Here is a 25,768-nt window from a genome sequence, read left to right as displayed (position 1 = left end):
TTCTTGGTACCGATCGGACGTCCCCTCAGGCGGCGGTGCGTCGTCCACCCTGCGGGGCGACCTCGTCCTTGACCAGGAGGTTCCCGATCGGCGGATCGGTGACCCAGCGTGTCGCGGTGGCGACGATGCCGCGGGAGAGCACCGCGGTGATCGCCAGACCGATGACGATCAGGGGCAGCGGCGCCCACCAGGCCTCGACCCAGGCGAAGGGCTCGTCCATGTAGCGGATCGGCAGCAGGACCAGAGGATGCAGGAGGTAGATCGTCAACGAGCGGGCACCGAGCGCGGTCCAGATCGTCTGTCCCAGCGGCGTGGCCAGCAGCAGGGCGACCGTGCCGACCATGCCGGCGGCGAGCACCAGGATCTGCATGATGATCGCGAGCCAGATCTCGTAGGGCCCGTCGGCGTAGCTGCCGCGGAGGAAGAACCGCGAGACCGAATACATCTCGTGGGTGGCGAAGGAGAACACCAGCGCCGCCAGCAGAACGCCGCCGCCGACCCAGACGCGGTGGGGCAGCGTCTTCAGCTTCTGCAGCATCGCCGGCGTCGTCACCAGCCCCAGGACGAAGAACGGCAGCATCTCGAAGAAGCGCCCCAGGGTGAAGGTGCTGTCCAGATCGGGATCCAGCGGAGCGATCACCGCGACGGCCACGGCGAACACCAGCGGATAGCGCAGCACCCGCAGCACGGGCGTGATCAGGCGCCACATCAGCAGAGCCAGCAGGAACCACAGGGTCCAGGCGGTGGAGACGAACTGCAGATGGAATTCCTGGCCCAGCAGCAGCATCTTCCCGACCTCGTGGAGCATCTGGAAGATCAGGAACGGCGCGAGCATCGCGGTCAGCAGGCGGCGCACCTGCCGCGGCTCATTGCGATAGGAGCGGGAGAGGAACCCGGAGATGGCCACGAATGCGGCCATGTGGAAGGAATAGATCCAGGTATGGATCGCGCCCCCGAGGAACCCGGACTTGCCGTCGAAGCATTCGAGCGTGTGCCCGACGACGACGAGGGTGATGAGAATGCCGCGGGCGTTGTCCAGGAACGGATCGCGCACTGTCTTCGCGGGGGGCGTCGGCGGCAGATCCTCCCGGCCGGTGGCTGGTGGGGACGCGACGCCCGCATCCCGTTCATGGTCCGCCGCGGCGGCGGCCGACGGTGCAGTGCCCCCGGGGCGCCGCAGTGCCGGGGCACGGCGATGCTGGGCACCAGGACGCGGTCGGCTCGGATCGGCGTCGGTCATGGATCTCCTCGATGCTCACCTCGTGACGACCGCGTCAGAGTACGACCCCGGCGCCGGGGCTAGGTCGAGGCGCGCCCGACGGCGCACGGCGAGATGCGCGGCGCGGCGAGGCCCGGGATCGCACCGCGGCGAGTCGCGGGGCTCGGCGCGTCGCGCGGCACGACCGTGCGCGGGCGGCCCGTCAGGCCGGTCCGCGGGCGTAGCCCCGTCCGCCGGTGAGGTCCAGCTGGTGGGGCAGGGGATTGCCGAAGCGGTGGTCCGTGGCGCTGATCGCCTGCTCGTGCAGGAACGGCAGCATCTCCACCCGGCCGCTGGCGACCACGGCACCGGTGAACAGGGCGACCTCGACGTGCTCGGCGGTCGCGGCGCGCAGATGCTCGTCGGCCTCGCCGAGCAGACGGATCCGCGGCCGGCGGAGACCGGGCACCCGGCGCGCGAAGGTCGGGGCGTCTTCCACCTGGACCTCGGACCCCGACAGACCCGCGGCGGTGGCGACCTCGGTCAGCGCCGGGTCGGCCAGGGAGACCTCGACGTCGGCGTCCACGGTCGCGGCGGCATGCAGCACGCGGGCCAGCTGGGTCGCGGACGTGCCGGCGGCCGCCCGGATCAGCACCGGGATCGGCAGATGCCGCAGGACGTTGATCTCGCCGTGCAGGTCCTGCACGTCCCGCGGAACGAAAGTGCTCGCCCAGTGCTCGCGGTCGGAGTGACGGGCGGCGGACAGCCAGGCGTCCTCGTCACCGGCCGAGAGCGCCGACCCCGCGTCGGCGGCGTCCATGAGGTGGACGAGGTAGTTCGGGCCGCCGGCCTTCGAGGTCTGCCCGATCGCCGAGCGCTTCCAGCCGCCGAAGGGCTGACGCTGCACGATGGCCCCGGTGATGCCGCGGTTGACGTAGAGGTTCCCGGCCTCGACGTGCTCGGTCCACCAGGCGATCTCGGCGGGTTCCAGCGAGTGCAGCCCGGCGGTGAGGCCGTAGGCGGTGCCGTTCTGGATCCGCACCGCGTCCTCGAGGGTCTCGGCATGGATCACGCCGAGGATCGGACCGAAGTACTCCGTGAGGTGGAACGCGGAACCCTCCTCGACGCCGGCGCGCACACCGGGGGAGAACAGGCGCCCGGAACCGTCCAGCTGCCGGGGGCGCGCGAGCCAGGACTCACCATCAGCCAGCTCCGTCAGCCCGGAGGCGAGCTTCTCGCCGGGCTCCTCGATGACCGGGCCCATCTGGACGGTCGGATCCGTCGGCTCGCCGACGTGGAGGCTGAGCACCGCATCGGCGAGCTGCGCGGAGAAGCGGCGGGAATCGGAGACGGAGCCGACGGTGATCACCAGGGAGGCGGCCGAGCACTTCTGCCCTGCGTGCCCGAAGGCGCTGGTGGCGACATCGTGCGCAGCCAGATCCAGATCCGCGTGCGGGGTGACGATGATCGAGTTCTTGCCGCTGGTCTCGGCGAGGATCCGCAGCTCGGGCCGCCAGGACGCGAACAGCGCGGCCGTGTCCGAGCCCCCGGTGAGGATGAGCTGATCGACCCGCGGATCCGAGATCAGGGCGCGACCCACCTCGTTCTCGGGCACGTCGACGAGGGTGAGCACCCCCTCGGGGACGCCCGCCTCATGCAGCAGGCGGCCGATCAGGGCACCGCAGCGCCGGGACTGCGGGGCCGGCTTCATGATCACGGCGCTGCCGGTGACCAGGGCGGCGAGCGTCCCACCGGTGGGGATCGCCACCGGGAAGTTCCACGGCGGGGTGACGAGCGTCAGCGGGCGCGGGGTGAACGCGACGTCCTCCTGATGATCGAGCTGCTCGGCCTGCTCCGCGTAGTACAGGGCGAAGTCGATCGCCTCGCTGATCTCCGGGTCGCCCTGCTCGAAGGTCTTGCCGGTCTCCGAGGCCATGACCTCCAGCAGGTCACCGCGGTGTGCGGCCAGGGTCCCGGCGGCGCGGCGCAGGACCTGGGCCCGCTTCTGGACGGGCAGCGCCGCCCAGTCCTGCTGGGCCTCGAGAGCGCGGGTCAGGACCGACTGCACGCCCTCGACCGTCTCGATCCAGGCGTCGGCCGCCTCCTGCTCCCCGAGGACGGAGGTGCGGATCCGGTAGGTGACGGCCTCGGCCCATTCCTGGTTCGCGGCGGTGGAAAGATCGGTGTCGGGAGTGTTGCGGAAGGCCCCGGGGACGGCCGGCAGCGTCGTCGTCCCGAGCTCGACGGCCTCGCCGGCGGGGCTCTCGTGGGCGCGGTCCTGGTCACGATGGGTGGCCACCGAGGTCTCGGTCAGCGCCCGGGCGAGGGCACGGGAGAAGCGCTGCTCCTCGCGGGTGAACAGGTCCGGCTCGGTGTCGAGCTCGAAGGCGGCCGACAGGAAGTTCTCCGAGGACGCGTTCTCCTCCAGCCGACGCACGAGGTAGGAGACGGCGACATCGAAGTGGCGGGGGTGGACCACGGGGACGTACAGCCGCATGCTGCCGGTCGCCTCGCGGACCACGGCCTGCTGCCCCGGGGCCATGCCCGCGAGCATCTCGAACTCGACCCCGCTCCCGGGGCCGACGGGGATCTCCCGCTCACCCATCAGCAGATGCGCGAAGGCGACGTCGAACAGGTTGTGCCCGGCCACGCCCAGCTGCACGGACCGCAGCTGCTCGGGATGCAGTGCCTCGAGCAGCATCCGCTTGTACTGCGCGTCGGTCTCCTCCTTGCTGAGCAGCGGAGCCTGCGTCCACCCGTGCACGGAGGCGTCGACCTTCTCCATCGCGAGATTCGCGCCCTTGACCAGGCGCACCTTCACCGGGGCCCCGCCGGAGGCGACACGCCGCTCGGCGAAGCGGCGCAGCCGCGCCATCGCCGAGGGGGCGTCGGGCAGGTACGCCTGCAGGACGATGCCGGCGTGGAGCTGGGCGAGCTCGGGGCGGTCCAGGAGCTTCTCGAAGACCTGCAGCGTCAGCTCGAGGTCCCGGTACTCCTCCATGTCCATGTTCAAGAACGTGGGGTGCTCCGCGCGGGCCGCGTCGAGGTAGAGCGGCAGCAGGACCTCGACGATGTGGTCGACGGTCCGGGAAGCGGCCCACAGCGGCAGGTGGTCCACGATCGACGAGACCTTGATCGAGGCGTAGTCGACGTCCGGACGGGCGACGAGCTCGCGCACGCCCTGCAGGCGCCGCGACGCCTCCTTCGCCCCGAGCACGGCCTCGCCGAGCAGATTGATGTTCAAGGTGGTGCCGTCCGCGGTCAGCCGCGTGATCGCGGTGGTCAGCGGTCCGCTGCGGGCGTCGAGGATGAGGTGGGAGACCATTGTGCGCATGGCGGCCTGCGCCGTGGGAACGACGACGGAAGGGGCCAGGTGGGACGCGCTGCCGCCGAGGGAGACCACTCGGCGCAGCGCGGGCGGGAGGAACCCGGGCGGGTCCTGGGCCAGGCGGCGCAGCTCGACGGCCGCGGCCTTCGGATCCTCGGGCCGGATCACGCGGTCGACGAAGTCCAGGGTGAAGTTCAGGCCCTGCGGATCGCGCAGCAGATCCGAGAGCATCTTCGCGGCTCCGGGGATCGGCCGGGTCGCGGCGGCCTCGACCCAGGCGCGTACCTGAGCGGCGACATCCTCGATGGTCAACGTGGTGGTCATGCGCTCATCGAGCGGGAACTGCGACGGGGACAACAGGTCATCTCCTCGGTCGCCGTGCAACCACGGCGGGAACGGTCGGCGCGGGGCATCGTTGCCCTGCAGTGATCGTAGAGCTTTTGCCGGCGCGTCGTCTGAGGATCCGATCGCGCGCGCGTGCGGATTGTGTGACCGGAGTGGAACGGGGCGGGGACGAGGCACGCACGACGCGGGGTGGGACGACCACGGCACGGGCACGAGACGCGCAGGAGAAACGCAGGGAGAGTGCTCCGACGGGGGCGCCGATAGCGGCGGAGGAGGCGGACGGTGGCGCTGTCGGGGCGAGGACCGGTCGGTCGGACTCTCGCCCCATCGTGACCCTCCTGTGACACGATGCGGTCCACGACATCGACGATCCCTGGAGGCAGCGATGAAGAAGTTCATTTTCCTGGCCGGACTCGCCATCGGCTTCGTGGTCGGCTCGCGAGCGGGTCGGGGCCCCTACGAGTCCCTCGAGCGCACCGCACGCCAGGTCGCGGACGATCCCGAGGTGCAGCGACGGGCTCACCAGGCCAAGGACACCGCCGAGCGGGTCGCGCAGGACACCGCGAGCACCGTCAAGGAGAAGGCACCCGAGGTCGCCTCCTCCGTCAAGGGCGGGGTGGCCGGGGCGGCCGGTTCCGCCAAGGAGCGCCTCGGCGGCGGAGCCGAGGGCGAACTCGATGAGGACGCCGAGGTCCTCGCCACGGCCTCGAAGGATTCCGCGGATGCCGGCGGCGACGGCGAGGTCGGGGAGGACCGCCCGCTCAGCTCCTGAGGAGCGCCCGCCGGACGATGTCATCGCGGGCCGTGCGCCGCTGACGGGCGCGGCGCGCCATGTCGTTCCCGGTCGGCCGACCACGCCATCTTCACAGTCAGCCCAGCACGTGCACGCCGGCCGTCTCCTGCTCCTGCATGAAGCACGGTCCGCACAGCGACACATAGCTGACGGGGCCCGCCTGCGCCTCGTCGATCGCGACCTGATCGCCCTCGAAGACGAAGCGGCCGTCGACCATGCGGCAGTTGAACTCGGCCTGCGATCCGCAGCGGCACATCGTCGGGAGCTTCTCGACGTTGTCGGCCAGCTCGAACAGTCGCAGCGCGCCGGGGAACGTCGCGGTGCGGAAGTCGGTGCGCAGCCCGTAGCAGATCACCGAGATGCCGTCCTGCTTGGCGACGCGGAACAGCTGATCGATCTGGGCGGGGTCGAGGAACTGCGCCTCGTCGACCAGCACGGCGTGCAGGGGCCGCAGGCCGCGCTCGTCGGCGATCGCATGCACGTGCTCGCGCAGCTCCTCGCCGGAGCGGGCCAGGACGTCGACCCGGCGCCGGGCTCCGCCACGCGCGACCACCCAGTCCTCGCCCTTGGTGTCCAGCGCCGGCTTCACCGTGAGCGTGGCCAGGCCCCGCTCGTCGTAGTTGTAGGCGGTCTTGATCAGGGTGTCGGACTTGCCGGAGTTCATCGCTCCGTACTTGAAGTGCAGCTTGGCCATGGGGACGGCTCCGGGGTCGATGATCGGCGGGGACCGGGGGCGGGGGATCGGTGCCGACCCAGCGTACGGGGCCGGCCCCGGTGCCCGACCCGACGGGTCAGAAGGCGTCCATCACGCTGGGCCGCGGCCCGGCCAGCAGGGCGTCCAGGAAGGCTTCGGCGGACGGCTCCGCCCGGGCCGCCAGGTCCAGCCGACGGGCATCGGCCAGGGTGCGGCCCCCCACGAGCAGCAGGGAGGCGGCGTGGACGTCCAGCCGCACGGTGCCCAGGATCTCCGTGTCGCCCTCCCCGTCCCCGTGCGTCACCGTGATGTCGCCGTCGGCCGCGGTCACGAGCCAGCGCCCTGCGGCACGGCCGGTGCCGGACGGAACCGTGTCGTCGACCACCTCGAGACGGATCGCGCCGCGCAGCGCGGCCGGCGCGCGCCGCGCCCGGAGCATCGCCGCGGTGTCGATCACCCGCATCATCACCAACGGCACCGGGCCCGGCGCCGGGCGTGAGCCGCCGCCGGGCAGAGCGTCGAGCACCGGGTCCTCCGTGCGCAGACGCAGCGTCGCCTCCTCGGTCACCGTCGACCATGACCCCAGCGAGCGCAGCAGGGCGAGACGGTCCTCGCGGGTGCGGCCGAAGATCTCGTGCACCTCGAGCCCGGAGCCCGGGCCGGAGCCCCGGGTCCAGGAGAGGTAGCCGTGGTCGGCGCCGGACTCGTCCGCGAGCAGCAGAGCGGACCAGCCCCCGCCGGGCATGCCCTGCGCGAACAGCGGCCCCTCGCGCCGCAGCATCGCGTTCTCCCCGGCCGTCAGCTCCCGGTACAGGGCATGCAGTCGCGGCAGGGTCACCTCCGTGACCGGGACCAGGCGCCGACCCGCGACCGGGGGCAGACGCTGCAGATCGACCAGCGGAACGACCAGGCGCTCGCCCCGGGCGACCACCTGGTAGCCGAAGCGGCGGTAGATCGACGGATTCGAGGGGTACAGCATCGAGGCCGCCATCGACTCCGCGGCGCAGCGGTCGATCACCCCCGTCAGCAGTTCCCGGAAGACCCCGCCCCCGCGATGGGCCGGGTGGACGGCGAGCCCGCCGACACCACCGCAGCGCACGACCCCGCCGCCGAGGGTGATGTGGTCGTGGCGGATCCGGGCACCGGCGGCGAGCACGCCCTCGACCCCTCCCGGCAGGTCGAGCGAATCGATCCCTATCGCGGTCTGGCCGGGGTCGAAGGGGCGCGGCCCGGTGTCCTCGAACACGCCGCCGAAGGCGTCGGCCGTCATGGCCCGGTAGGGGACGTAGTCATCGGCAGTGAGGTCACGCACGCGCATACTGCCGAGTCTAGGGCGAGTGCTGTTGCATACTGACTGCGCCCGTCCTACCGCTGAGGAGATGCCGTGAGCCCACGCCGTGACCGCCCGGCGACGAGCACGCCGCGCTCGGGTGCCCGAAAGCCCCTCACCCGGCCCAACAGGGCTCAGCGATCCAGCCGTGACGCGCTGACCCGTCGGCTCTCCGCGGGCGACCCGCGCAGCGACCAGGCACCGCAGCGTCGCATCCCCGTCGGCCTGTCGACCTCGTCCGTCTTCCCCTCGGGGGTGGAGGAGGCCTTCCGCCTGGCCGACCGGATCGGCTACGACGGCATCGAGGTGATGGTCTCCTACCCCAAGGACAGCCAGGACCCCGAGCTGCTGCGCACCTACTCCGAGCGCTATGACCAGCCGATCCTCTCCCTCCATGCACCCACCCTGTTCTTCCTGCAGGGCCTGTGGGGCCGTGACGCCTGGGTGAAGGTCGAGCGCACCGTCGAGATCGCCAAGGAGCTCGGGGTGCCCACCGTCGTGGCGCACCCACCGTTCCGCTGGCAGGGCAGCTACGCCCGCGACTTCGTCACCGGGGTGGCCGAGCTCGAGGACAGGCACGGCATCGCGATCGCCGTGGAGAACATGTACCCGTGGCGTCTGGGGGTGCGGGAACTGCTGAACTACCTGCCCGATCACGACCCCACGGACGAGGACTACTCGCACGTGACGGTCGACCTCTCCCACGCCGCGACCGCCGGCGACGACGCGCTGGAGATGATCGACCGGCTCGGGGACCGCCTGACCCACCTCCACCTGGCCGACGGCTCCGGTCGCACCACCAAGGACGAGCACCTGCCCCCGGGGGAGGGCAACCAGCCCTGCGCCGAGGTGCTGCGCCGCCTGGCCAACCGCGGCTGGGAGGGCTCCGTGCTGCTCGAGGTCAGCACCAGCAACAACACGGACAAGCGCGAGGCGATCCTGCGCCAGTGCCTGCTCTTCGCCCGCCACCATCTGGGCCACCACCTCGAGGACGACGAGCGCGGCGACAGCGGGGCGTGAGTCCCGGACCCCGCACGGTGGACGACGTGGGATCCGCCACCCGGGCAGACAGCCCTCAGGTGACGGTGTGAGAATGGCGGGTGCATGTACCCGTCCTGGTCGTGACCGCGCCACCGTGCGCGACGCATCTCAGCGGCGTCCGCTTCGCGGCCATGCCACCAGCAATCGCACGAGACGAACGAGGTAGCGCACGCAGATGGGGAACGGGAACACAGGATTCGTCCACCGCAATGCCTCCCTGCTCTCGGTCGAGATGACCCTGCCGCAGGTCACGGTCACCTCCGACGAGATCGACGACATGCTGGCCCCGGCCCGCAAGAGGCTGCGTCTGCCCAAGGGAGTGCTCCAGCGCGTCGCCGGCGTCTACGAGCGTCGGTGGTGGAAGGACCGTGACAACGGCTGGAAGCAGGGCGTCGTGCTCGCCGCCGAGCGCGCCATGGCCAAGGCCGGCATCATGCGCGACCAGGTCGGTCTGATGATCAACGCCTCGGTCTCCCGTCAGCACCTCGAGCCGGCCGTCTCCACCGGGATCCATCACTCGCTCGGGATGCCCCCCAGCTGCATGAACTTCGACATCACCAATGCGTGCCTCGGCTTCGTCAACGCCATGACGATGGCCGCCGGCATGATCGACGCGGGGCAGATCAAGTACGCCCTGATCGTCGGTGCCGAGGACGTCGAGGAGGTCCAGCGCGGCACCATCGACCGGCTGAACTCCAAGACCTCCACCCGGGACGACTTCAACAACCAGTTCGCCTCCCTGACCCTGGGTTCCGGGGCGGCCGCGGCGGTCATCGGCCCGGCCGACGAGCACCCGGAGGGCCATCGCCTCACGATCACCCAGGCCCGTGCCGGCACGCAGCACCACGAGCTGTGCGTGGCCGACATGCAGGACATGCGCACCGACTCCGCCGGTCTGCTGGAGAACGGGATCGAGCTGATCCTGGACACCTGGAAGAGCGCCAACGAGGCCGGCCACGACTTCAAGAGCATCGAGCACGTGGTCCCGCACCAGGTCTCGATGGTCTACACCCGCAACTTCTCGAAGATCACCGGGGTGGGCATGGAACGCATCCCGGTGACGTTCCCGGACTGGGGCAACATCGCCGCTGAGGCGGTCCCGATGACCCTGGCGCACATCCAGGACGACGTGCAACGGGGCGAGCGCGTGCTCCTGATGGGGGTCGGGTCCGGCCTGAACACCGCGATGATGGAGGTCCAGTGGTGAACACCGGTGCCCGCAGGACCGGCCGCCGTCGGGCGGCGAGCGCCGACGTGCCCGGCATGCCCGGCGTGGATCCCCGTCTCAGCCGCACCCTCGAGGTGCGCGACCACGCGGGGGAGCTGCGTCGCTGGCACCTGCTGGACTCGGGCCCCTGGCTCGCCGAGCGCGGCATCACCCCGCGCGGCACGCTGCTGGCCGTGCACGGCAACCCGACCTTCTCCTTCCTGTTCCGCTCCCTGGTGAGGGAGGACATCCCCTGGCGCCTGGTCGCGGTCGACCAGCTGGAGATGGGCTGGTCCGAGCGCACCGGCGTGAAGCGCCGCTACCAGGACCGGATCACCGACCTGTCGCTGCTGACCGACGCGCTCTCCCTGCGCGGCCCCGTGGTCACCGTCGGCCACGACTGGGGCGGCCTGATCTCCGCCGGATGGGCCCTGGACAACCGTCATGACCTGGCCGGGATGATCCTGACCAACACCGGCCTGCACCAGGAGCTGGGAGAGTCGCTGCCGAGGGCCCTGCAGCTGGCCACCGCCCCGGGGTTCCGCAGCGCCTCGACCTCGCTGACCGACACCTTCCTGCGCACCACCCTGTCGCTGTGCAGGCCTGCGCTGACGCAGGAGGTCCAGGACGCCTATCTCGCGCCCTACCGCACCCGTGCGCGCCGCAAGGGCATCGACCAGTTCGTCGCGGAAATCCCCGCCGCTCCCGACCACCCCTCCCGACCCACGCTCGAGCGCGTCGCGGAGGGCATCCGGGAGCTGACGGTCCCCACCCTGTTCGCCTGGGGCCCGAAGGACATCACCTTCTCCGACCGCTACCTGCGCGATCTGATCGATCGCGTGCCCCATGCGGACGTGCACCGCTTCGAGAAGACCTCGCACCTGGTCTGGGAGGACGCCGACGTCGCCGGTCTCGTCGCCGAGTGGCTGGCCGCGCGGCTGGGCCCCGACACCGGGCAGGACGATGTGTCGCAGGACGGGGCGGTCGGTGTCCGGCGCCCGGTCTCCTCCTACGCCGAGCCGGTCCCGGAGCGCCGTCTCGGCGAGCCGATCGCCCGCCTGGCCGCCGATCCCGCCCACGCCCACCGCCCCGCCGTGGTCGAGATGGCGGGCGCCGACGGGCGGCGCCGCGAGATCTCCTGGTCGCTGCTCAGCCGCCGCGTCGACGACATCGCCGCCGGCCTGCTCGGGCACGGCGTCCGTCCCGGCGACCGCGTCAGCATCCTGATCTCCCCCGGAGCCGACCTCACCGCCGTGCTGTACGCCTGCCTGCGCATCGGCGCCGTCGCCGTGATCGCCGACGCCGGCCTGGGCGTGCCCGGCCTCACCCGCGCCGTGATCGGCTCCCACCCCGATTGGGTGATCGGCATCCCCAAGGCGCTGGTCGGCGCCCGGGCGATGGGCTGGCCCGGCCGACGGATCAGCGTCGAGCAGCTGCCCACCGTCGACCGGGTCGCCCTCGGGGTCGAGACCTCGATCGCCCAGCTCGCGACGTCCGGGTCGATGATGCGTGAGCTCGGTGCCCCGCTGGACGCCCCCTGGCCCGAGCCCGACGCGGACGCGGCGATCCTGTTCACCTCCGGCTCCACCGGCCCGGCCAAGGGCGCCGTGTACACGCATCGGCAGATGAGCGCGATGTTCACCGCCGTCGGCGACACCCTCCAGCTCGATCCCGAGCGCGGCCTGGTCGCCGGCTTCGCCCCCTTCGCACTGCTGGGGCCGGCGCTCGGCGCGCCGTCCGTGGTGCCCGACATGGACATCACCCGGCCCGGTGAGCTGACCGCACCGGCCCTGGCCGCGGCGATCGACGCGCTCGGCGAGCCCGCCGTGTTCACCGCCCCTGCGGCGCTGCGCAACATCCTGGACACCGCCCCCCAGCTCGACGAGTACGGCCGGGCGGCGATCGCGAGCGCGGCGAGCTTCTTCTCCGCGGGCGCGCCGATCCCCGCGCACCTGCTGCGGGAGCTGCGCGCCCTGATGCCCCGCGCGAGGGCGCTGACCCCCTACGGCATGACCGAATGCCTGGCGGTCGCGGCCATCGACCTCGAGGGGATCGACGCGGCGGGCGAAGGATCCGGCGTGTGCGTCGGCCGCCCCGTGCCCCGGGTCGAGCTCGCCGTCGCCCCGATGGACGGCGAGGGGCGCACCAGCGGCGAGATCTCCCAGGATCATGGCGTGACCGGCGAGGTGCTCGTGCGCGCCCCGCACGTGCGCGACCGCTACCTGATGCTGTGGGGCACCACCCACCGCTCCATGCGCTTCCCCGGCTGGCACGCCACCGGAGACGTCGGCCACCTCGACGAGGACGGCCGGCTGTGGATCGAGGGCCGCGCGGATCACGTCCTGGCCACGGCCGACGGGCTCTTCACCCCGGTGCAGGTCGAGGACGCGGCCGAGACCGTGCCGACGGTGCGCCGAGCCGGCGCCGCCGCCGTCGGCCCCCGCGGCACCCAGCAGGTCGTCGTGATCCTGGAGACCGAGGACGGCTACCGGCCCGGCACGGCGGGGCGGCCCCGGGCCGCCACCACCTCCCTGCAGGAGGCCGTCCGCCGCGCCGTGCGCGAGCGCTCCGGCGCCGAGGCGGTCGCCGTGTTCACCACCAGCTGCCTGCCCACCGACATCCGCCACAACTCCAAGATCGACCGGGCGGCGCTGTCCCGCTGGGCCGGACAGACCCTGCGGGGGGAGAGGGCCGACGCCCTGTGAGCGCCCCGACGATCCTGGTCACCGGTGCCTCCGGCATGCTCGGCGGGGCCGTCGCGCGGACCCTGCGAGATCGCGGAGCCCACGTGCGCGCCTTCCAGCGCCGCCCGGCAGGGATCGACGGCGTCGAGGACGTCCTCGGGTCGCTGACCGAGCCCGGGGACGTCCGTCGGGCGATCGCCGGGGCCGACGCCGTCCTGCACCTCGCCGCGAAGGTCTCCATCTCCGGTCCCGAGCACGAATACCGCGCGATCAACATCGACGGCACCCGCAACGTGCTGGACGCCCTGCGTGCGGGCGGCGGCGGGACGCTGGTGAACGTCTCCTCCCCGTCGGTCGCCCACCTCGGCCGCGCCATCGAAGGCCTGGACGCCACTCCTGCGGACCCCTCCCGCGCTCGCGGCCCGTACTCCCGCACCAAGGCCGCCGCCGAGCTGCTGGCCATGGAGGCCGACGGGACCGATGGCCTGGCGGTGACCACCGTGCGCCCGCACATCGTGTGGGGGCCCGGCGACACCCAGCTGGTGGGCCGCATCGTGGACCGGGCGAAGAACGGCCGGCTGCCGCTGCTGGACGAGGGCATGGCCCTGATCGACACCACCTACGTCACCAATGCCGCCGACGCCATCGTCGCCGCGCACGACCGCATCGACGCGGTGCACGGCGAGAGCTTCGTGATCACCAACGGCGAACCCCGCACGGTGCGGGACGTGTTCCACGGGTGGTGCGACGCCGCGGGCGTCGCCCGCCCGAGCCTGCGGATCCCCGGATCCGTGGCCCGCTTCGCCGGCCGCGTCGTGGAGCGGGTGTGGGATGCGCGCCCCGGGCACGACGAGCCCCCGATGACCGAGTTCCTGGCCGAGCAGATGTCCACCGCGCACTGGTTCGACCAGCGCCGCACCCGCGAGCGCCTGCAGTGGACGCCGCGGGTCACGATGGACGAGGGCAACGAGCATCTCGCCGCCTGGTTCCGCGAGCACCCGGTCACCGCCTGAGTCCTCGTAGCGACCCCCCGCCACCGCCGCACGGAAGATGCCGCCCGCCATGAGCCAGAACGCCCCCGCCCCCGGACCCGACGGCAGCGCCGATCCCACCGACGCCGAGCTGCTCGCGGAGATCGACGCCGAGCTCGCCGCGGAGCGCGCCGCGGCCCGACGCGCGCCGACCCGGCTGACCGGCGCGGTGCTGCTGATCGGCGGCCTGCTCGGCTGGATCGCCGCGCTCGCGCTCCAGCTCGACAAGGAGATCCTGCTCGCGAATCCCGGGGCGTCCCTGGGATGCGACATCAACCCCTTCATCTCCTGCGGCGACGTGATGATGACCTGGCAGGCCTCCGCCCTGGGGATCCCGAACCAGGCGATCGGGCTGGCCGGCTTCGCCATCATGGCGGTTGCCGGCTCCCTGATGCTCAGCGACACCCAGGCGCCGACCTGGTTCCGCTGGGCCCGCCTGGGAGGGATGACCTTCGCGTTCGGATACGTCCACTTCCTGGCGATCTCCGCGATCTTCCTGATCGAGGCGCTGTGCCCGTGGTGCATGGTGATCTGGGCCGTGACCGCCCCGATGTTCTTCGCGAACCTCGCCCATCTGATCGAGAACGGCGACCTGCGCATCCCCGGGCCCCTCGGTCGCGTGCTGCGCCACTGGGTGGTCCTGAGCCTGATCTGGTACGCCGTGGTGATCATCGCGATCCTCGCCGCCTTCTGGCAGCAGTGGCTGGCGGTGGCCGGACTGTCCTGAGGGCGCCGGCGCGCCGGTCGACGCTCGCCGCGCGACGCCACCGCTGCGGACGCAGCGATCCTTCCTCCCCAGGGCCGCTCCGTCCCCAACGCGGTGTCGTCGCTGGTCCCCGCGCCGCGCCCTTCCTAGGGTCGCGGCCATGGGAGCACAGCCTGGATCCGCCGACGGGGGACGCGGCCCGGCCGGACGGCATCGCCGCACCGGTCAGGCCCTGATACCCCGCCGCGACCACACCGGCGGCGATCACACGGACGGCGACCGGCCCCGCCGCCTCGCGCTGCCCGCGCCGTCCCCGTCGGCGCTGGTGGGGATCGCCGTGCTCGTGCTCATCGCCGTGGGCGTCATGCACCTCTCCGGCGCGGGCTCCGCCGTCCCGCTGAGCACGGAGCCGGTCTCCGCGGAGGAGACGACGACGGCCGAAAAGAGCGGGAGCGAGGGCGGGAGCGCGGCCTCGGACAGCGGCGACGGCCAGGGGCCCCCGGCCTCCGGACAGAGCACCGCGGCCCCGGAGAGCGCGGCTGCCGACCCCTCGAGCCCGGCGGAGCTCGTGGTGCACGTCTCCGGGGCGGTCGCGAGCCCGGGCGTCGTGCGCCTGCCCGCCGGGTCCCGGGTGGACGACGCCCTGCGCGCCGCGGGCGGAGCGAGCGAGGACGCCGATCTCTCCGCCGTGAACCTGGCCCGGCCGGTGGCCGACGGTGAACAGATCTACGTGCCCCGACCAGGGGAGGAGCCGCCGGCCTCCGCTGCACGGGACCCCGGCGCTGCGGGGAGCGCCCCGGGTGCCGGGAGCGGCGCCGGAGTCGGAGCGGGAGGCGAAGACCGTGCGGAGGACGGGGGCACGCCGATCGACCTGAACACCGCCGGTCCCACCGAGCTGGAGGCGTTGCCGGGGGTCGGCCCCGCCATCGCTCAGCGCATCGTTGAGCACCGGGAGAAGAACGGTCCCTTCGCCTCGGTCGATGCCCTGCTGGAGGTCTCCGGGATCGGCCCCGCCACGCTCGAGGAGATCCGCGGGCGGGCCACGGTATGACCGCGGCCGATCTCCGCCTGCTCCCGGCCGCCACCTGCATCTGGGCTCTCGCGGTGCTCGGCGTCACCGCCGGCACCGCCGCAGCGATCGCCGGCGGCGCACTGCTGATCGCCGCGGTGCTGACCGCGCTCCTGCTGGTCGACAGGCTGCGGACCCGCCACGGGCTCCTCGCGCATCTCGCGATCGTGGTGCTCGCCGGCGCGCTGCTGCTTCCGGCCCTGGAGCGTCACGGCGGCACCGACCAGCGCCTGCAGGAGGCGGCCGAGGACGGCCTGATCGTCGAGCTCAGCCTGATCGCGGGGGAGGATCCCGCCCCGCCCGAGGCCGGGCCCGTCTGGGCCCGCAGCGGGATGCAGGCCATGGCGCGCACCGTCGCCGGACCGGCCCGCCTGGGTCGCGAGCGGGTCGAGCTCCCCGCCTCGCTGCCGGTGCTGGTGCGGGCCGAGGGCGACCATGCCGACGTCCTGGCGCAGACCCGCGACGGCGAGACGATCCACGTGCGCGGCGCCCCGCGCAGCAGCGGGGGCCTCATCGTGCTGGAGGCCACCGCGATCTCCCGGGCCGAGGTCTCGCCCGGGGCGGACCGGCTCCAGGCCGCCCGCCGGGCGCTGCGCGACCGGGCGCGGCAGGACACGGCGCATCTGCCCGCTGACGAGGCGGCGCTGGTCCGCGGGATGACCACGGGGGACACGGCCGGGCTCGGCGCCGGGACGGAGGAGATGATGCGACGCGCGGGGATCTCGCATCTGATCGCCGTCTCCGGGGCGAACATCGCCCTCGTGCTCGCCACCGTCCTGGGGCCGCTGCTGCTGGCCGGGGTCCGGCGTCGCCCCCGTCTGGTGGTCGCCGGCGCGGTGATGGCGGGATACGTGTGGCTGGTCGGTGACGAGCCCAGCGTCCAGCGCGCCGCGACCATGGCTGCCCCGCTGCTGGCCGCCCGCTTCGCCGGGGTGCGTGCCTCGCCGGTCGCGGCGCTCGCCCTGACCGTCGCCCTGTGGTCCGTCCTGGACCCGGTCACCGCCGCTTCCGTCGGGTTCCTGCTGTCCGCGCTCGCCACCGCTGCGATCCTGCTGGCCGCGCCGCCGGTGGCGGGGGTGCTGGTCGAGCTCGGCCGCGGACGGTTGGGCAGGACGGCGACGCTGGTGATCGCGGTGCCGCTGGTCGCCCAACTGGCCTGCACGCCCCTGCTGATCCTGCTCACCCCCGAGGTCTCCGCGTGGGCGGTCCCGGTCAACCTGCTGGTCGCCCCGCTCGTCGGCCCCATCACCGTGATCGGCCTGCTGGCCCTCGTGATCGGCACGGTCTGGCCCGCGGCGGCGCAGCTGCTGGACACCGTCGCGGCCGGGGGAGCCCACCTGGTGCTGCTCGTCGCACGCACCGCGGACTCCCTGCCGGGCTCGCGGATCCCGGTGCCCGAGGGGGCGACGGGCGCTCTGCTGGCGATCGCCGCGCTGCTGGGACTGACCCTCGCGATCGCCGCCCGCAGGGTGCCGCTGGTGCGCTGGGGGACCGCCGCGGTGCTGGTGGCCGCCCTCGCCCCGGGGATCGCTCGGGTGCTGCCGAGCGGCGACGTGCCCGACTGGACCCTCGCCGTCTGCGCCGTCGGCCAGGGCGATGCGGTGCTGCTGCGCGCGAGCGGGGATCCGCAGCATGCGCCGACGGTGCTGATCGACACCGGCCCGGATCCCGCCGCCCTGGACCGGTGCCTGGACCGGCTGCACGTGGCGAGCATCGACCTGCTGGTCCTGACCCACCCGCACCTCGACCACACCGGCGGCCGGATGACCCTGACCGGGAACCGCACGCCCGCCGCCCAGTGGATCTGTCCGCTGCCCGAGGCGGCGGACGAGGCGGTCCCCGGCGTCCCGACGACGGTGGCCACCACAGGCCGCTCCTGGCACGAGGAGGGGATCGCCCTGACCGTGCTGTGGCCCGGGTCGGCCGCGGACGCCGTGTCCGCGACCGCGCGGGAGGAGGGGGCCGGGGAGGGGGACGCGGCGAACGACTGCTCCGTCACCCTCGCGGCGACCTGGGCGGACGGCACCCGTCTGATCGCCCTCGGCGATCTGGAGCCCGCCGCCCAGGCCGAGGTGCTGGCGGCCGGCCCCGGCGCCGCGGACATCGTCAAGGTCGCCCATCACGGCTCCCGCCGTCAGCACGAGGAGCTGTACCGGCGCGTGGAACCCGAGCTCGCGCTGATCACCGTCGGCCAGGGGAACACCTTCGGTCATCCCACCGAGGAGACGCTCGGCCTGCTCGCCGGTCTGGGCACGCCCGTGATCCGCACCGACGTTCACGGCACGGTCGTGCTGCAGGCGGCCGACCCCGCCACGGCGCGATCCGTCGGCCCGGCCCGATAGGATCATCTCTCGTCCCCGAGCAGTCAGGAGCCCCCGTGAGCGATGTCGAGTGGCACAGCGTCGCCCTCGCACCGATCGTGCTCGTCCACGGCACCGAGACGCTGATCGCGGACCGAGCGGTGCGACGTCTGCGGGCGCTGGCGAAGGAGGAGGACCCCTCGGTCGCCTTCCACGACCTCTCCGGGGAGTCCGCCGGGCCCGGCTCCCTCACCCAGGTCGCCAGTCCTTCGCTGTTCGGGGAGCCCCGCTTCGTGGTCGTGCCCGATCTCCAGTCCGCCCCCGACGCCCTCGTGCTCGAGATCCAGGAGTACGCGAAGAACCCTGAGGCCGACGTGACCTTGGTGCTGGTCCACCGCGGCGGCAATCGCGGCAAGAAGCTGCTCGATGCTCTGAAGAAGGCAGGAGTGCCGCGGGTCGACGCGAGTCCCGTCAAGCGCGCCGGGGACAAACAGGCCTTCGTCGCCGCCGAGTTCGCCCGTGCCGAGCGGCGCATCCAGCCCGAGGCGGTGGCCGCCCTGGTCGACGCCTTCGGCACCGACCTGGCCGAGCTCGCCGCCATCAGCCGCCAGCTCATCGAGGACACCACCCCGGACGAGGGGGAGCAGGCCGCGCGACTCACCGCCCAGGACGTGCACGCCGTGACCGCGGGTCGCGTGGAGTCCACAGCCTTCGCCGTGGCCGATGCCGCGATCGCGGGCAAGGAGCAGGAAGCGCTCCAGCTGCTCGCACAGGCCCAGCTCGCCGGGGCGGATCCGGTCCCGATCGTCGCCGCGATCGCCTCCAAGATGCGCTCGCTGGCGAAGGTCACCGCCTCCGGGTCCGGCCCGCGCAGCCTCGGGATGCCCGACTGGATGCTGCGCAACCTCTCCCGGGAGGCCAGGAGCTGGACCGACCGCTCCCTGGCTCGCGCGCTGGAGGCAGTGGCCCGCGCCGACCACGAGGTCAAGGGGGCGGGGCGCGATCCGCGCTGGTCCGTCCAGCGCATGGTGATGGAGATCTGCCGCGCCCGCCGAGCCCGCTGAGGTGGGTCGGCGGGTCCTGCCCCTCGGGTGACCGCCGCATCCACCGGCGCTCCGCCAGCGATCAGGGCCTCCACAGGGGGTGCTTGCTGGCATGGCACCCGTGGATGCGATTCTCAGGCCTGCTCATCCGGGGCCGGGCCAGGTCGGTCCGGGCCATGGCATGCTCCGCAGCGCGAGCGATCCTCCGGCCTGCGATCCGGACCGCCCGTCATACGACGAGGCCCCGCACACCGTCGTGGTGTGCGGGGCCTCGGTCCGTCGAGCAGGACGCTCAGGCGTGCGCCCGAGCCACCAGCTTGGCGAGACCGGACTTGCGGTTCGCGGCCTGGTTCTGGTGGATGACGCCCTTGGAGACGGCCTTGTCGAGCTTGCGGGACGCGGTCTTCAGCGCCTCGTCGGCCGCGGCGGCGTCACCGGTGGAGACGGCTGCGCGCACCTTGCGGATGTGCGTCTTGAGCTCGGACTTCACGGCCCGGTTGCGCAGACGCGCCTTCTCGTTGGTCGTGTTCCGCTTGATCTGGGACTTGATGTTTGCCACGAAGACTCTTCTCTAGTGCTGCTGAGGTGGATCATCCGGGACGGCCGAGGACGGATCCGACGGGGACGGCGGTGGGGATTCGCCTGGAGACGTCGGTACCGGGTCGCTGCCACGGGTACGCGCCCGGGTCGCACCACCGTCACCCCCTGAGACACGGCGGGGACACGGCATGCGCACACCGAACGGTATGTCACACATACGAGATACGACTTTACCAGACCCTCGTCGCGGAGCACGCGTGGTGTGCGGCGTGTCTCGTGCCGGTCCGAGCAGGTCAGAGGGCTCGCCGTGGATGTGTCCGCCGGGGCCGCGGGAGGTGCGCCCGGTGTCGATCCGATGACGGGCGTCCCGCTGCCGGATCACCCTGCCCGGCCGCGCGCCCTGCGCACCGCGGCGGCCACCCGGTCGAACCGCGGCTCGTCCAGGCGTCCGCCCTCGCGGCGCACCGCATCCGGGTCCAGGCGCAGCAGACGATCGGCGCGCACCTCGGAGGGCCGGCCCTGCCGGTCCCAGTCACCGGAGCCGATGTCCACCCAGGTCGATCCGTGCTCATCGGTGATCACCTCGCCGCCGTCGGCCCGGTCGCGGGAGGTGAGCATCAGGGCGATCAGCACCTCCCCGGAGCCGTCGAACCCGCCGGCGGAGGCCTGCTCCCGGGCGAGCACCAGCACCGGTCGGTCCTTGCCGCGCGTGATGTCCTCCTGGAACGGCACCCACGCCCACACCACCTCGCCCGGATCCGGGCGGTGGTCCTCGCGCGGCGCGTAGGAGATCGCGAGGGGCCGGGATCCGCTCCGGTCCCGCAGCGCCCCGACCCCCTCGGCGGCGTCGCCCCGGTCCACGGCGGGACCCGCCGCACGGGAGCCCCCGTCGGCCCCGCGCGAATGCTGCGCGGCACGGACCGCGCGGCGCCCCAGGCCCCGGACCCCGCGGCGCACGGCGGGGGAGCGGGCAGCGGATCGGACCAGGGAGAGGAGGCGGGAGGGCAGGGACATGATGCTCGCTTCCTGGGCAGGTGCGCCCACGGCGACCGGAGGACGGTGTGAGAATGGTAGGCATGTCAGCCAGCTCCCTGTTCCGCCGCGTCCAGCCGGGCTCGGGAAGTGACGAGATGTTCGCGGCCGACGGGTCGGTGCGAGACACCTACGCCGCACTGCACGACGCTCTCGCCGGCCTCGGGCCCGAGGAGTTCCGCACGCGCTCCGAGTCCCTCGCCCACAGCTACCTCGACCAGGGGATCACCTTCGATTACGCCGGGGAGGAGAGACCCTTCCCGATCGACGCGATCCCGCGGGTGATCGCCGCGGACGAATGGGCCCGCGTCTCCCGGGGGGTGGCGCAGCGGGTGCGCGCCCTGGAGCACTTCCTCGACGATCTCTACACCGACCAGCGGGCCATCGCCGACGGCGTGATCCCCGCCGAGCTCGTCACCTCCTCGACCTATGTCGTCGACGCCATGCGCGGCTACCGGCCGCCCAATGGCGTGCGCATCCACATCTCCGGCATCGACCTGGTCCGCGACGGCTCCGGCGAGTTCCGGGTGCTCGAGGACAACGTGCGCACCCCGAGCGGCGTGAGCTACGTGCTCTCGAACCGACGCGCCATGGCCCAGACCTTCCCGGAGCTGTTCGCGCCCCGCCCCGTGCGGCGCGTCGGCGAGTACCCCGGTCGTCTGCTCAGCGCCCTGCAGGCCGCAGCGCCGGATACCGCGGGGGAGGAGCCCACCGTGGTGGTGCTGACCCCGGGCCGGTACAACAGCGCCTACTTCGAGCACTCCCTGCTGGCGCGCACCATGGGCGTCGACCTGGTGGAGGCCGACGATCTCGTGGAGCGGAGCGAGCGCATCTACATGCGCACCACCGCCGGTCTGCGCCGCGTGGACGTGATCTACAAGCGCACCGATGACGACTTCATCGATCCCGAGGTGTTCCGCTCCGACTCCGTGCTGGGCGTGCCCGGGCTGGTCCGCGCGATCCTCGCCGGCAACGTCGTGGTCTCCAACGCCATCGGCAACGGCATCGGCGACGACAAGCTCACCTACACCTACGTGCCCGACCTGATCCGGTACTACCTGCGCCAGGAACCGATCCTGCCCAACGTCGACACCTGGCGCCTGGAGGAGCCCGAGTCCCTGACCGAGGTGCTGGACCGCCTCGACGAACTGGTGGTCAAGCCCGTCGACGGCTCCGGCGGCAAGGGCATCGTCATCGGGCCGGCCGCGAGCCGCGACGAGCTCGACGCGCTGCGCGAGCGGCTGCTGACCGACCCGCGCGGCTGGATCGCTCAGCCCGTCGTGCAGCTGTCGACCATCCCCACCCTGGTCGACGAGGGCCCGGAGGACCGGCATGTGGACCTGCGCCCCTTCGCCCTGAACAGCGGCGACGACGTGTGGGTGCTGCCCGGCGGCCTCACCCGCGTCGCCCTCCCGCGCGGGGAGATGATCGTGAACTCCTCCCGCGGCGGTGGCTCCAAGGACACCTGGGTGCTCGCCACCGAGCGGGCCGCCGCTCCCGGAGCCGGCTCGGGGCAGCAGCGGAGCGCGAGCTCCGCATCCACCTCCGCCTCGGGCGAGGAGCGGATCGAGGACCCTCTGGACGAGGACTACGACGGGTTCGACGATCTCCCCGAGGAGGGCGCGGAGCGGACGGGACGCGAACCGGACCCCGTGACCTCGACGATCCCGCTGCTGGACGACGAGGATCTCGATGATCCGGATCGCACCGGCGGCGCACCGGCGGCCGTCGCCGAGAAGGAGGAGGACGCTGATGCTCAGCCGGATCGCTGATTCCATGTTCTGGATCGGCCGCTACGTCGAGCGCGCCGACCAGACCGCCCGCATCCTCGACGTGACGCTGCAGTCGATCACCGAGGACGCCGCGCAGGAGGAGCCCGTCGCCTGCGCCGGGGTCTACGAGATCTTCGGCGTCGCCGACCCGCCGGACGGCGACCTCACGGTCCAGCGGGTTCTCGACCACCTGGTCACCGACCGCCAGAACCCCTCCTCGGTGGCCGGCGCGCTGCAGACCGCCCGCGAGAACGCCCGCGGTGCCCGGGAGGTGCTGACCACCGAGGTCTGGGAATCGCTGAACACCACCTCCCTGGGCATGCCCCGCGGGGTGCGGCCCTCCCGCATGCACGGCGCCTTCCAGTTCGCGAAGGACCGCTGCGCGGTGGTCAACGGTCTGGTCGACGCCTCGATGACCCGCGATGAGGCGTGGCTGTTCCTGCGGATCGGCCAGCTGCTGGAGCGGGTGGACATGAACGCCCGGATCCTGCAGGCCCATGATCTGGAGGACTCCTCCGACGCGGCGACCGTGATGCTGCTGCGCAGCTGCAGCGCCCACGAGGCCTACATCCGCTCCTACCGCGGGCGCGTCCGGGCCTCCCAGGCGATCGAGTTCCTCCTGCTGGACTCGATCTTCCCCCGCTCGGCCGCCCACTGCCTGCTCGAGATCGACGAGGCGCTCGACACCCTCGCGAAGCTCCACGGCAGCAGCTTCGACCGGATGGGCACCGCGGAACCGGGTCGGCGGATCGTCGGGCGTGCCACCGCCAGCCTGCGCTTCCGCTCGCTCGAGGACATCGTCGCCGACTTCGACGACGAGATGGACCAGCTGCAGCGGGTGACCGGTGCCATCACCCGCGCGCTCGGCAGCACCTACTTCCACCCCGCGAACTGACTCACCGGTCGGGGAGCGGGTATGGCGGGAGCAGGCATGGCGGGAGCAGGCATGGCGGGAGCAGGAATGGCGGGAGCGGGTATGGCAGAAGCGAGGACGTCCGGAGAGCAGGGATGACAGCGCCGCTGCTTCTGGGGCATCCGGGCCACGGCCGCTGGCTGGTGCAGAACAGCCCTGCGGATCGGGTGCCCAGCCACGGCATCTCCCTGCTCGCCCTGGACCACTCGATCGACCTGGTCCCGGCCGACGACCGCGGCCGCACCGCACCGGTGCGCCTGCGCTCCCTGGTGGCCCCGGAGCCCCCCGAGGCGTTCCCCGGGTTCGGGCGGGAGCTGCTGGCGCCGCTGGACGGCGAGGTGGTGGCGGCCCACGACGGCGAGCCGGACCATCCGGCCCGTCGGGGTCTGCCGTCGGTCGGCTACGCGCTGACCCAGCGCCGCCGCCTCGCCGACGGCTGGGCCGGCCTGGCCGGGAACCACGTGATCCTGCGGGCGACGGCGCCGCGGATGTCGACCCACGACGGTGCTCCCGGCGACCCAGCCGACACCGGTGCGTCCGGCGACGTCCGCGTCGTGTACCTCGCCCTGTGCCACCTGCGGCGCGGCAGCCTCGTCGTGCGTCCCGGGCAGCGGGTCGCGGCCGGGGAGCGGTTGGCCGGCTGCGGCAACTCCGGCAACAGCACCGAGCCGCACCTGCACCTGCAGGCCATGACCGCCGCCGACCCCTCGGCCGCGGGCGCCGTGGCGATCACTTTCCCGGGCGGTCTGCCGCGCAACGGCACGGTGCTCGACATGCCATGAGCGGGTCGCCGGCGTCGAAGGAGTCCGTGGGGTCGAGGAGGCGGGCACGGCCGGGCGGGATCGACGTGCCCGCAACACGTATGAAACAGGTCACCGACTTGTATGATAGGTGAATCTCGACCGCCCGACGAAGGACTGCCATGACGTACACGCCCGATGCCATCCGCCACCTCCGCCTGTCGACGGCGACCCTCCCGCTGGCCACCCCGATCTCCGACGCGAAGGTCTTCACGGGGCGTCAGCGCCCGATGACCGAGGTCGTCTTCCTCTTCGCCGAGATCACCACCGAGCAGGGACACGAGGGCCTCGGCGTCAGCTACTCCAAGCGTGCCGGCGGTCCGGCGCAGTACGCGCATGCGAAGGAGGTCGCCGAGGCGGCGATCGGGGAGGACCCCAGCGACATCGCCAAGCTGTACACGAAGCTGCTCTGGGCCGGGGCCTCCGTCGGCCGTTCCGGGGTCGCCACCCAGGCGCTGGCGGCGATCGACATCGCGCTGTACGACCTCAAGGCCAAGCGCGCAGGGCTGCCGCTGGCGAAGCTGCTCGGGGCGCACAGGGACAGCGTGCGGACCTACGACACCTCCGGAGGATTCCTGCACGCTTCGCTGGACGAGGTGCGCGAGCGCGCCGACCGCTCCCTGGCCGAGGGGATCGGCGGGATCAAGATCAAGGTCGGCCTGCCCGACGGCGCCGAGGACCTGCGCCGGGTCGCCGCCGTCCGCGAGCACCTCGGTCCGGAGATCCCGCTGATGGTCGACGCGAACCAGCAGTGGGATCGGCGCACCGCCCTGCGCATGGGGCGGGCGCTGGAGGAGTTCGATCTGGTGTGGATCGAGGAACCGCTGGACGCCGAGGACGCCGAGGGCCACGCCGCACTCGCGAGCGCCCTGGACACCCCGATCGCCACCGGGGAGATGCTCGCCTCCGTGACCGAGCACGAGCGTCTGATCGACGCCCGGGCCTGCGACGTCCTCCAGCCCGATGCCCCGCGGGTCGGTGGGATCAGCCCCTTCCTGAAGCTCGCCACCCTCGCCGACCACGCCGGCCTCGATCTCGCCCCGCACTTCGCGATGGAGATCCACCTGCACCTGGCCGCGATCTACCCGCGCGAGACATGGGTCGAGCACTTCGACTGGCTCGACCCGCTGTTCGAGGAGCGGCTGGAGACCCGTGACGGCCGCATGCTGGTCCCCGACCGACCCGGCCTCGGCATCACCCTGAGCGGACAGGCGCGGGCCTGGACCACCGAGTCGGTCGAGTTCGGCACGGCCTGATCATGGCCGCGCACCGCACCGCCGCCCTCGTCGAGGAGCTGCGCCGCCGCATCGTCGACGGCGAGATCGCGCCCGGCCAGAAGCTGCCCAGCGAGAGCGAGCTCATCGCCGCCCACGACGTCAGCCGCACCGTCGTCCGCGAAGCCATCACCCGCTTGCGGGCCGACGGGCTGGTCCGCACCCGACGCGGCGCGGGCAGCTACGCGCTGACCCCGCCGGCCGACTCCGAGGGCGCGTGGCCGGCCCGACCGGTCCGCACGGTCGCGGACCGGCGCGCCCTGCTGGAGCTGCGCACCGCGGTGGAATCCGAGGCGGCCGCCCTCGCCGCCGAGCGTCGCAGCGAGGCGGACCTCGCCGCGATGGGCGATGCCCTGGCCCGCTTCGCCGAGGTCGTCGGGGCACCGGCCGCCGCGCTCGAGCACGACTTCGCCTTTCACCGCGCCGTCGCGGAGGCGTCGGGCAACCCCTTCGTCCTCGACCTGGTCGATGCTCTCGGGCCGACGATGATCGCCATGCCGCGCCGACGTCTCGAGGCATCCGCGGATTCCGCGACGACCGACGGGACCGTCCGTCACGAGCACGCCGCCGTCCTGGCGGCGATCACGGCCGGCGATGCCCGCGCGGCGGATGCGGCGATGCGCACGCACCTGGTGGGATCGCGGCGGCGGCTGGCGGGCCAGTGAGCG

At 72.8% G+C, this 25,768-nt stretch carries 20 protein-coding genes; 14 read left to right on the top strand and 6 right to left on the bottom strand.

Features of this window, described 5'->3' with window-relative positions; translation table 11 throughout:
• Positions 1 to 25: 25 nt before the first annotated feature.
• On the bottom strand, positions 26 to 1,240 hold the full coding sequence (locus tag BH708_RS04435) for an acyltransferase family protein (protein ID WP_083713273.1): 1,215 nt from the start codon (positions 1,238 to 1,240) through the stop codon (positions 26 to 28).
• A gap of 181 nt (positions 1,241 to 1,421) precedes the next feature.
• Entirely contained in the window at positions 1,422 to 4,850 is a 3,429-nt protein-coding gene (locus BH708_RS04430; RefSeq protein ID WP_076810780.1) for a bifunctional proline dehydrogenase/L-glutamate gamma-semialdehyde dehydrogenase, read from the bottom strand.
• Between the two features lie 406 nt (positions 4,851 to 5,256).
• Between BH708_RS04430 and BH708_RS04425 the strand changes: the two genes are divergently transcribed.
• Entirely contained in the window at positions 5,257 to 5,643 is a 387-nt protein-coding gene (locus BH708_RS04425) for a hypothetical protein (protein ID WP_076806934.1), read from the top strand.
• Between the two features lie 97 nt (positions 5,644 to 5,740).
• Here BH708_RS04425 and BH708_RS04420 read toward each other — a convergent pair whose 3' ends face one another.
• Positions 5,741 to 6,358: a thymidine kinase gene (locus tag BH708_RS04420; protein ID WP_076806933.1), complete on the bottom strand. Its 618-nt coding sequence runs from the start codon at positions 6,356 to 6,358 to the stop codon at positions 5,741 to 5,743.
• Between the two features lie 97 nt (positions 6,359 to 6,455).
• Positions 6,456 to 7,676 (bottom strand): enhanced intracellular survival protein Eis, encoded by a 1,221-nt coding sequence (gene eis / locus BH708_RS04415; RefSeq protein ID WP_076806931.1) that lies wholly within the window; start codon positions 7,674 to 7,676, stop codon positions 6,456 to 6,458.
• Between the two features lie 66 nt (positions 7,677 to 7,742).
• On the opposite strand from eis, the gene BH708_RS04410 reads away from it, so the two are divergent.
• The 8 genes from BH708_RS04410 to holA all read left to right on the top strand — a co-directional run bounded on the left by BH708_RS04410 (position 7,743) and on the right by holA (position 18,790).
• On the top strand, positions 7,743 to 8,708 hold the full coding sequence (locus BH708_RS04410) for a sugar phosphate isomerase/epimerase (RefSeq protein WP_083713272.1): 966 nt from the start codon (positions 7,743 to 7,745) through the stop codon (positions 8,706 to 8,708).
• A gap of 196 nt (positions 8,709 to 8,904) precedes the next feature.
• Positions 8,905 to 9,936, top strand: a complete 1,032-nt coding sequence (locus BH708_RS04405; protein ID WP_076806929.1) for a 3-oxoacyl-ACP synthase III — start codon at positions 8,905 to 8,907, stop codon at positions 9,934 to 9,936.
• Between the two features lie 56 nt (positions 9,937 to 9,992).
• Positions 9,993 to 12,641 (top strand): alpha/beta fold hydrolase, encoded by a 2,649-nt coding sequence (locus BH708_RS04400; RefSeq protein ID WP_371330006.1) that lies wholly within the window; start codon positions 9,993 to 9,995, stop codon positions 12,639 to 12,641.
• The gene (locus BH708_RS04395) at positions 12,638 to 13,633 is read left to right on the top strand and encodes an NAD(P)-dependent oxidoreductase (RefSeq protein ID WP_076806926.1); all 996 of its coding nucleotides are present in this window, start codon (positions 12,638 to 12,640) and stop codon (positions 13,631 to 13,633) included. Before BH708_RS04400 ends, BH708_RS04395 begins: the two co-directional genes overlap by 4 nt.
• A 49-nt stretch (positions 13,634 to 13,682) precedes the next feature.
• The gene (locus tag BH708_RS04390) at positions 13,683 to 14,378 is read left to right on the top strand and encodes a vitamin K epoxide reductase family protein (protein WP_076806924.1); all 696 of its coding nucleotides are present in this window, start codon (positions 13,683 to 13,685) and stop codon (positions 14,376 to 14,378) included.
• Between the two features lie 139 nt (positions 14,379 to 14,517).
• Complete coding sequence (locus BH708_RS04385) at positions 14,518 to 15,408, top strand: helix-hairpin-helix domain-containing protein (protein ID WP_083713270.1); 891 nt, start codon at positions 14,518 to 14,520, stop codon at positions 15,406 to 15,408.
• The gene (locus BH708_RS04380; protein WP_076806922.1) at positions 15,405 to 17,768 is read left to right on the top strand and encodes a ComEC/Rec2 family competence protein; all 2,364 of its coding nucleotides are present in this window, start codon (positions 15,405 to 15,407) and stop codon (positions 17,766 to 17,768) included. Before BH708_RS04385 ends, BH708_RS04380 begins: the two co-directional genes overlap by 4 nt.
• Positions 17,769 to 17,803: 35 nt before the next feature.
• Entirely contained in the window at positions 17,804 to 18,790 is a 987-nt protein-coding gene (gene holA / locus BH708_RS04375; protein ID WP_076806920.1) for a DNA polymerase III subunit delta, read from the top strand.
• Between the two features lie 271 nt (positions 18,791 to 19,061).
• On the opposite strand, the gene rpsT is transcribed toward holA, so the two are convergent.
• Positions 19,062 to 19,328 (bottom strand): 30S ribosomal protein S20, encoded by a 267-nt coding sequence (rpsT, locus tag BH708_RS04370; RefSeq protein ID WP_076806919.1) that lies wholly within the window; start codon positions 19,326 to 19,328, stop codon positions 19,062 to 19,064.
• A gap of 359 nt (positions 19,329 to 19,687) precedes the next feature.
• A complete protein-coding gene (locus BH708_RS04365) occupies positions 19,688 to 20,323 on the bottom strand; it encodes a type II toxin-antitoxin system PemK/MazF family toxin (protein WP_076806917.1) in 636 nt (211 codons plus the stop codon).
• 62 nt (positions 20,324 to 20,385) lie between these two features.
• On the opposite strand from BH708_RS04365, the gene BH708_RS04360 reads away from it, so the two are divergent.
• The 5 genes from BH708_RS04360 to BH708_RS04335 all read left to right on the top strand — a co-directional run bounded on the left by BH708_RS04360 (position 20,386) and on the right by BH708_RS04335 (position 25,765).
• Positions 20,386 to 22,113, top strand: a complete 1,728-nt coding sequence (locus BH708_RS04360) for a circularly permuted type 2 ATP-grasp protein (protein ID WP_083713269.1) — start codon at positions 20,386 to 20,388, stop codon at positions 22,111 to 22,113.
• Positions 22,094 to 23,008 carry an alpha-E domain-containing protein gene (locus tag BH708_RS04355; protein ID WP_076806915.1) on the top strand — a complete coding sequence of 305 codons (915 nt, stop codon included), beginning with the start codon at positions 22,094 to 22,096 and terminating at the stop codon, positions 23,006 to 23,008. Before BH708_RS04360 ends, BH708_RS04355 begins: the two co-directional genes overlap by 20 nt.
• Positions 23,009 to 23,121: 113 nt before the next feature.
• A complete protein-coding gene (locus tag BH708_RS04345) occupies positions 23,122 to 23,808 on the top strand; it encodes a M23 family metallopeptidase (RefSeq protein WP_076806913.1) in 687 nt (228 codons plus the stop codon).
• Between the two features lie 140 nt (positions 23,809 to 23,948).
• A complete protein-coding gene (locus tag BH708_RS04340) occupies positions 23,949 to 25,082 on the top strand; it encodes a mandelate racemase/muconate lactonizing enzyme family protein (protein ID WP_076806912.1) in 1,134 nt (377 codons plus the stop codon).
• 2 nt (positions 25,083 to 25,084) lie between these two features.
• The gene (locus BH708_RS04335) at positions 25,085 to 25,765 is read left to right on the top strand and encodes a FadR/GntR family transcriptional regulator (RefSeq protein ID WP_076806910.1); all 681 of its coding nucleotides are present in this window, start codon (positions 25,085 to 25,087) and stop codon (positions 25,763 to 25,765) included.
• Positions 25,766 to 25,768 lie beyond the last annotated feature (3 nt).

Source organism: Brachybacterium sp. P6-10-X1, assembly GCF_001969445.1.
In the GTDB taxonomy this organism is placed as follows: domain Bacteria; phylum Actinomycetota; class Actinomycetes; order Actinomycetales; family Dermabacteraceae; genus Brachybacterium.
The sequence above is the reverse complement of the archived record's forward strand: the minus strand, read 5'-3'. Positions and strand labels throughout refer to the sequence as shown.

What these genes read in the sequence shown, in the direction of transcription:
- BH708_RS04435 (WP_083713273.1), bottom strand. Translation starts at nt 1,240, where the DNA reads ATGACCGACGCCGATCCGAGCCGACCGCGTCCTGGTGCCCAGCATCGC.
- BH708_RS04430 (WP_076810780.1), bottom strand. Translation starts at nt 4,850, where the DNA reads ATGACCACCACGTTGACCATCGAGGATGTCGCCGCTCAGGTACGCGCC.
- BH708_RS04425 (WP_076806934.1), top strand. Translation starts at nt 5,257, where the DNA reads ATGAAGAAGTTCATTTTCCTGGCCGGACTCGCCATCGGCTTCGTGGTC.
- BH708_RS04420 (WP_076806933.1), bottom strand. Translation starts at nt 6,358, where the DNA reads ATGGCCAAGCTGCACTTCAAGTACGGAGCGATGAACTCCGGCAAGTCC.
- eis (WP_076806931.1), bottom strand. Translation starts at nt 7,676, where the DNA reads ATGCGCGTGCGTGACCTCACTGCCGATGACTACGTCCCCTACCGGGCC.
- BH708_RS04405 (WP_076806929.1), top strand. Translation starts at nt 8,905, where the DNA reads ATGGGGAACGGGAACACAGGATTCGTCCACCGCAATGCCTCCCTGCTC.
- BH708_RS04400 (WP_371330006.1), top strand. Translation starts at nt 9,993, where the DNA reads ATGCCCGGCGTGGATCCCCGTCTCAGCCGCACCCTCGAGGTGCGCGAC.
- BH708_RS04390 (WP_076806924.1), top strand. Translation starts at nt 13,683, where the DNA reads ATGAGCCAGAACGCCCCCGCCCCCGGACCCGACGGCAGCGCCGATCCC.
- BH708_RS04385 (WP_083713270.1), top strand. Translation starts at nt 14,518, where the DNA reads ATGGGAGCACAGCCTGGATCCGCCGACGGGGGACGCGGCCCGGCCGGA.
- BH708_RS04380 (WP_076806922.1), top strand. Translation starts at nt 15,405, where the DNA reads ATGACCGCGGCCGATCTCCGCCTGCTCCCGGCCGCCACCTGCATCTGG.
- BH708_RS04365 (WP_076806917.1), bottom strand. Translation starts at nt 20,323, where the DNA reads ATGTCCCTGCCCTCCCGCCTCCTCTCCCTGGTCCGATCCGCTGCCCGC.
- BH708_RS04360 (WP_083713269.1), top strand. Translation starts at nt 20,386, where the DNA reads ATGTCAGCCAGCTCCCTGTTCCGCCGCGTCCAGCCGGGCTCGGGAAGT.
- BH708_RS04355 (WP_076806915.1), top strand. Translation starts at nt 22,094, where the DNA reads ATGCTCAGCCGGATCGCTGATTCCATGTTCTGGATCGGCCGCTACGTC.
- BH708_RS04345 (WP_076806913.1), top strand. Translation starts at nt 23,122, where the DNA reads ATGACAGCGCCGCTGCTTCTGGGGCATCCGGGCCACGGCCGCTGGCTG.
- BH708_RS04340 (WP_076806912.1), top strand. Translation starts at nt 23,949, where the DNA reads ATGACGTACACGCCCGATGCCATCCGCCACCTCCGCCTGTCGACGGCG.
- BH708_RS04335 (WP_076806910.1), top strand. Translation starts at nt 25,085, where the DNA reads ATGGCCGCGCACCGCACCGCCGCCCTCGTCGAGGAGCTGCGCCGCCGC.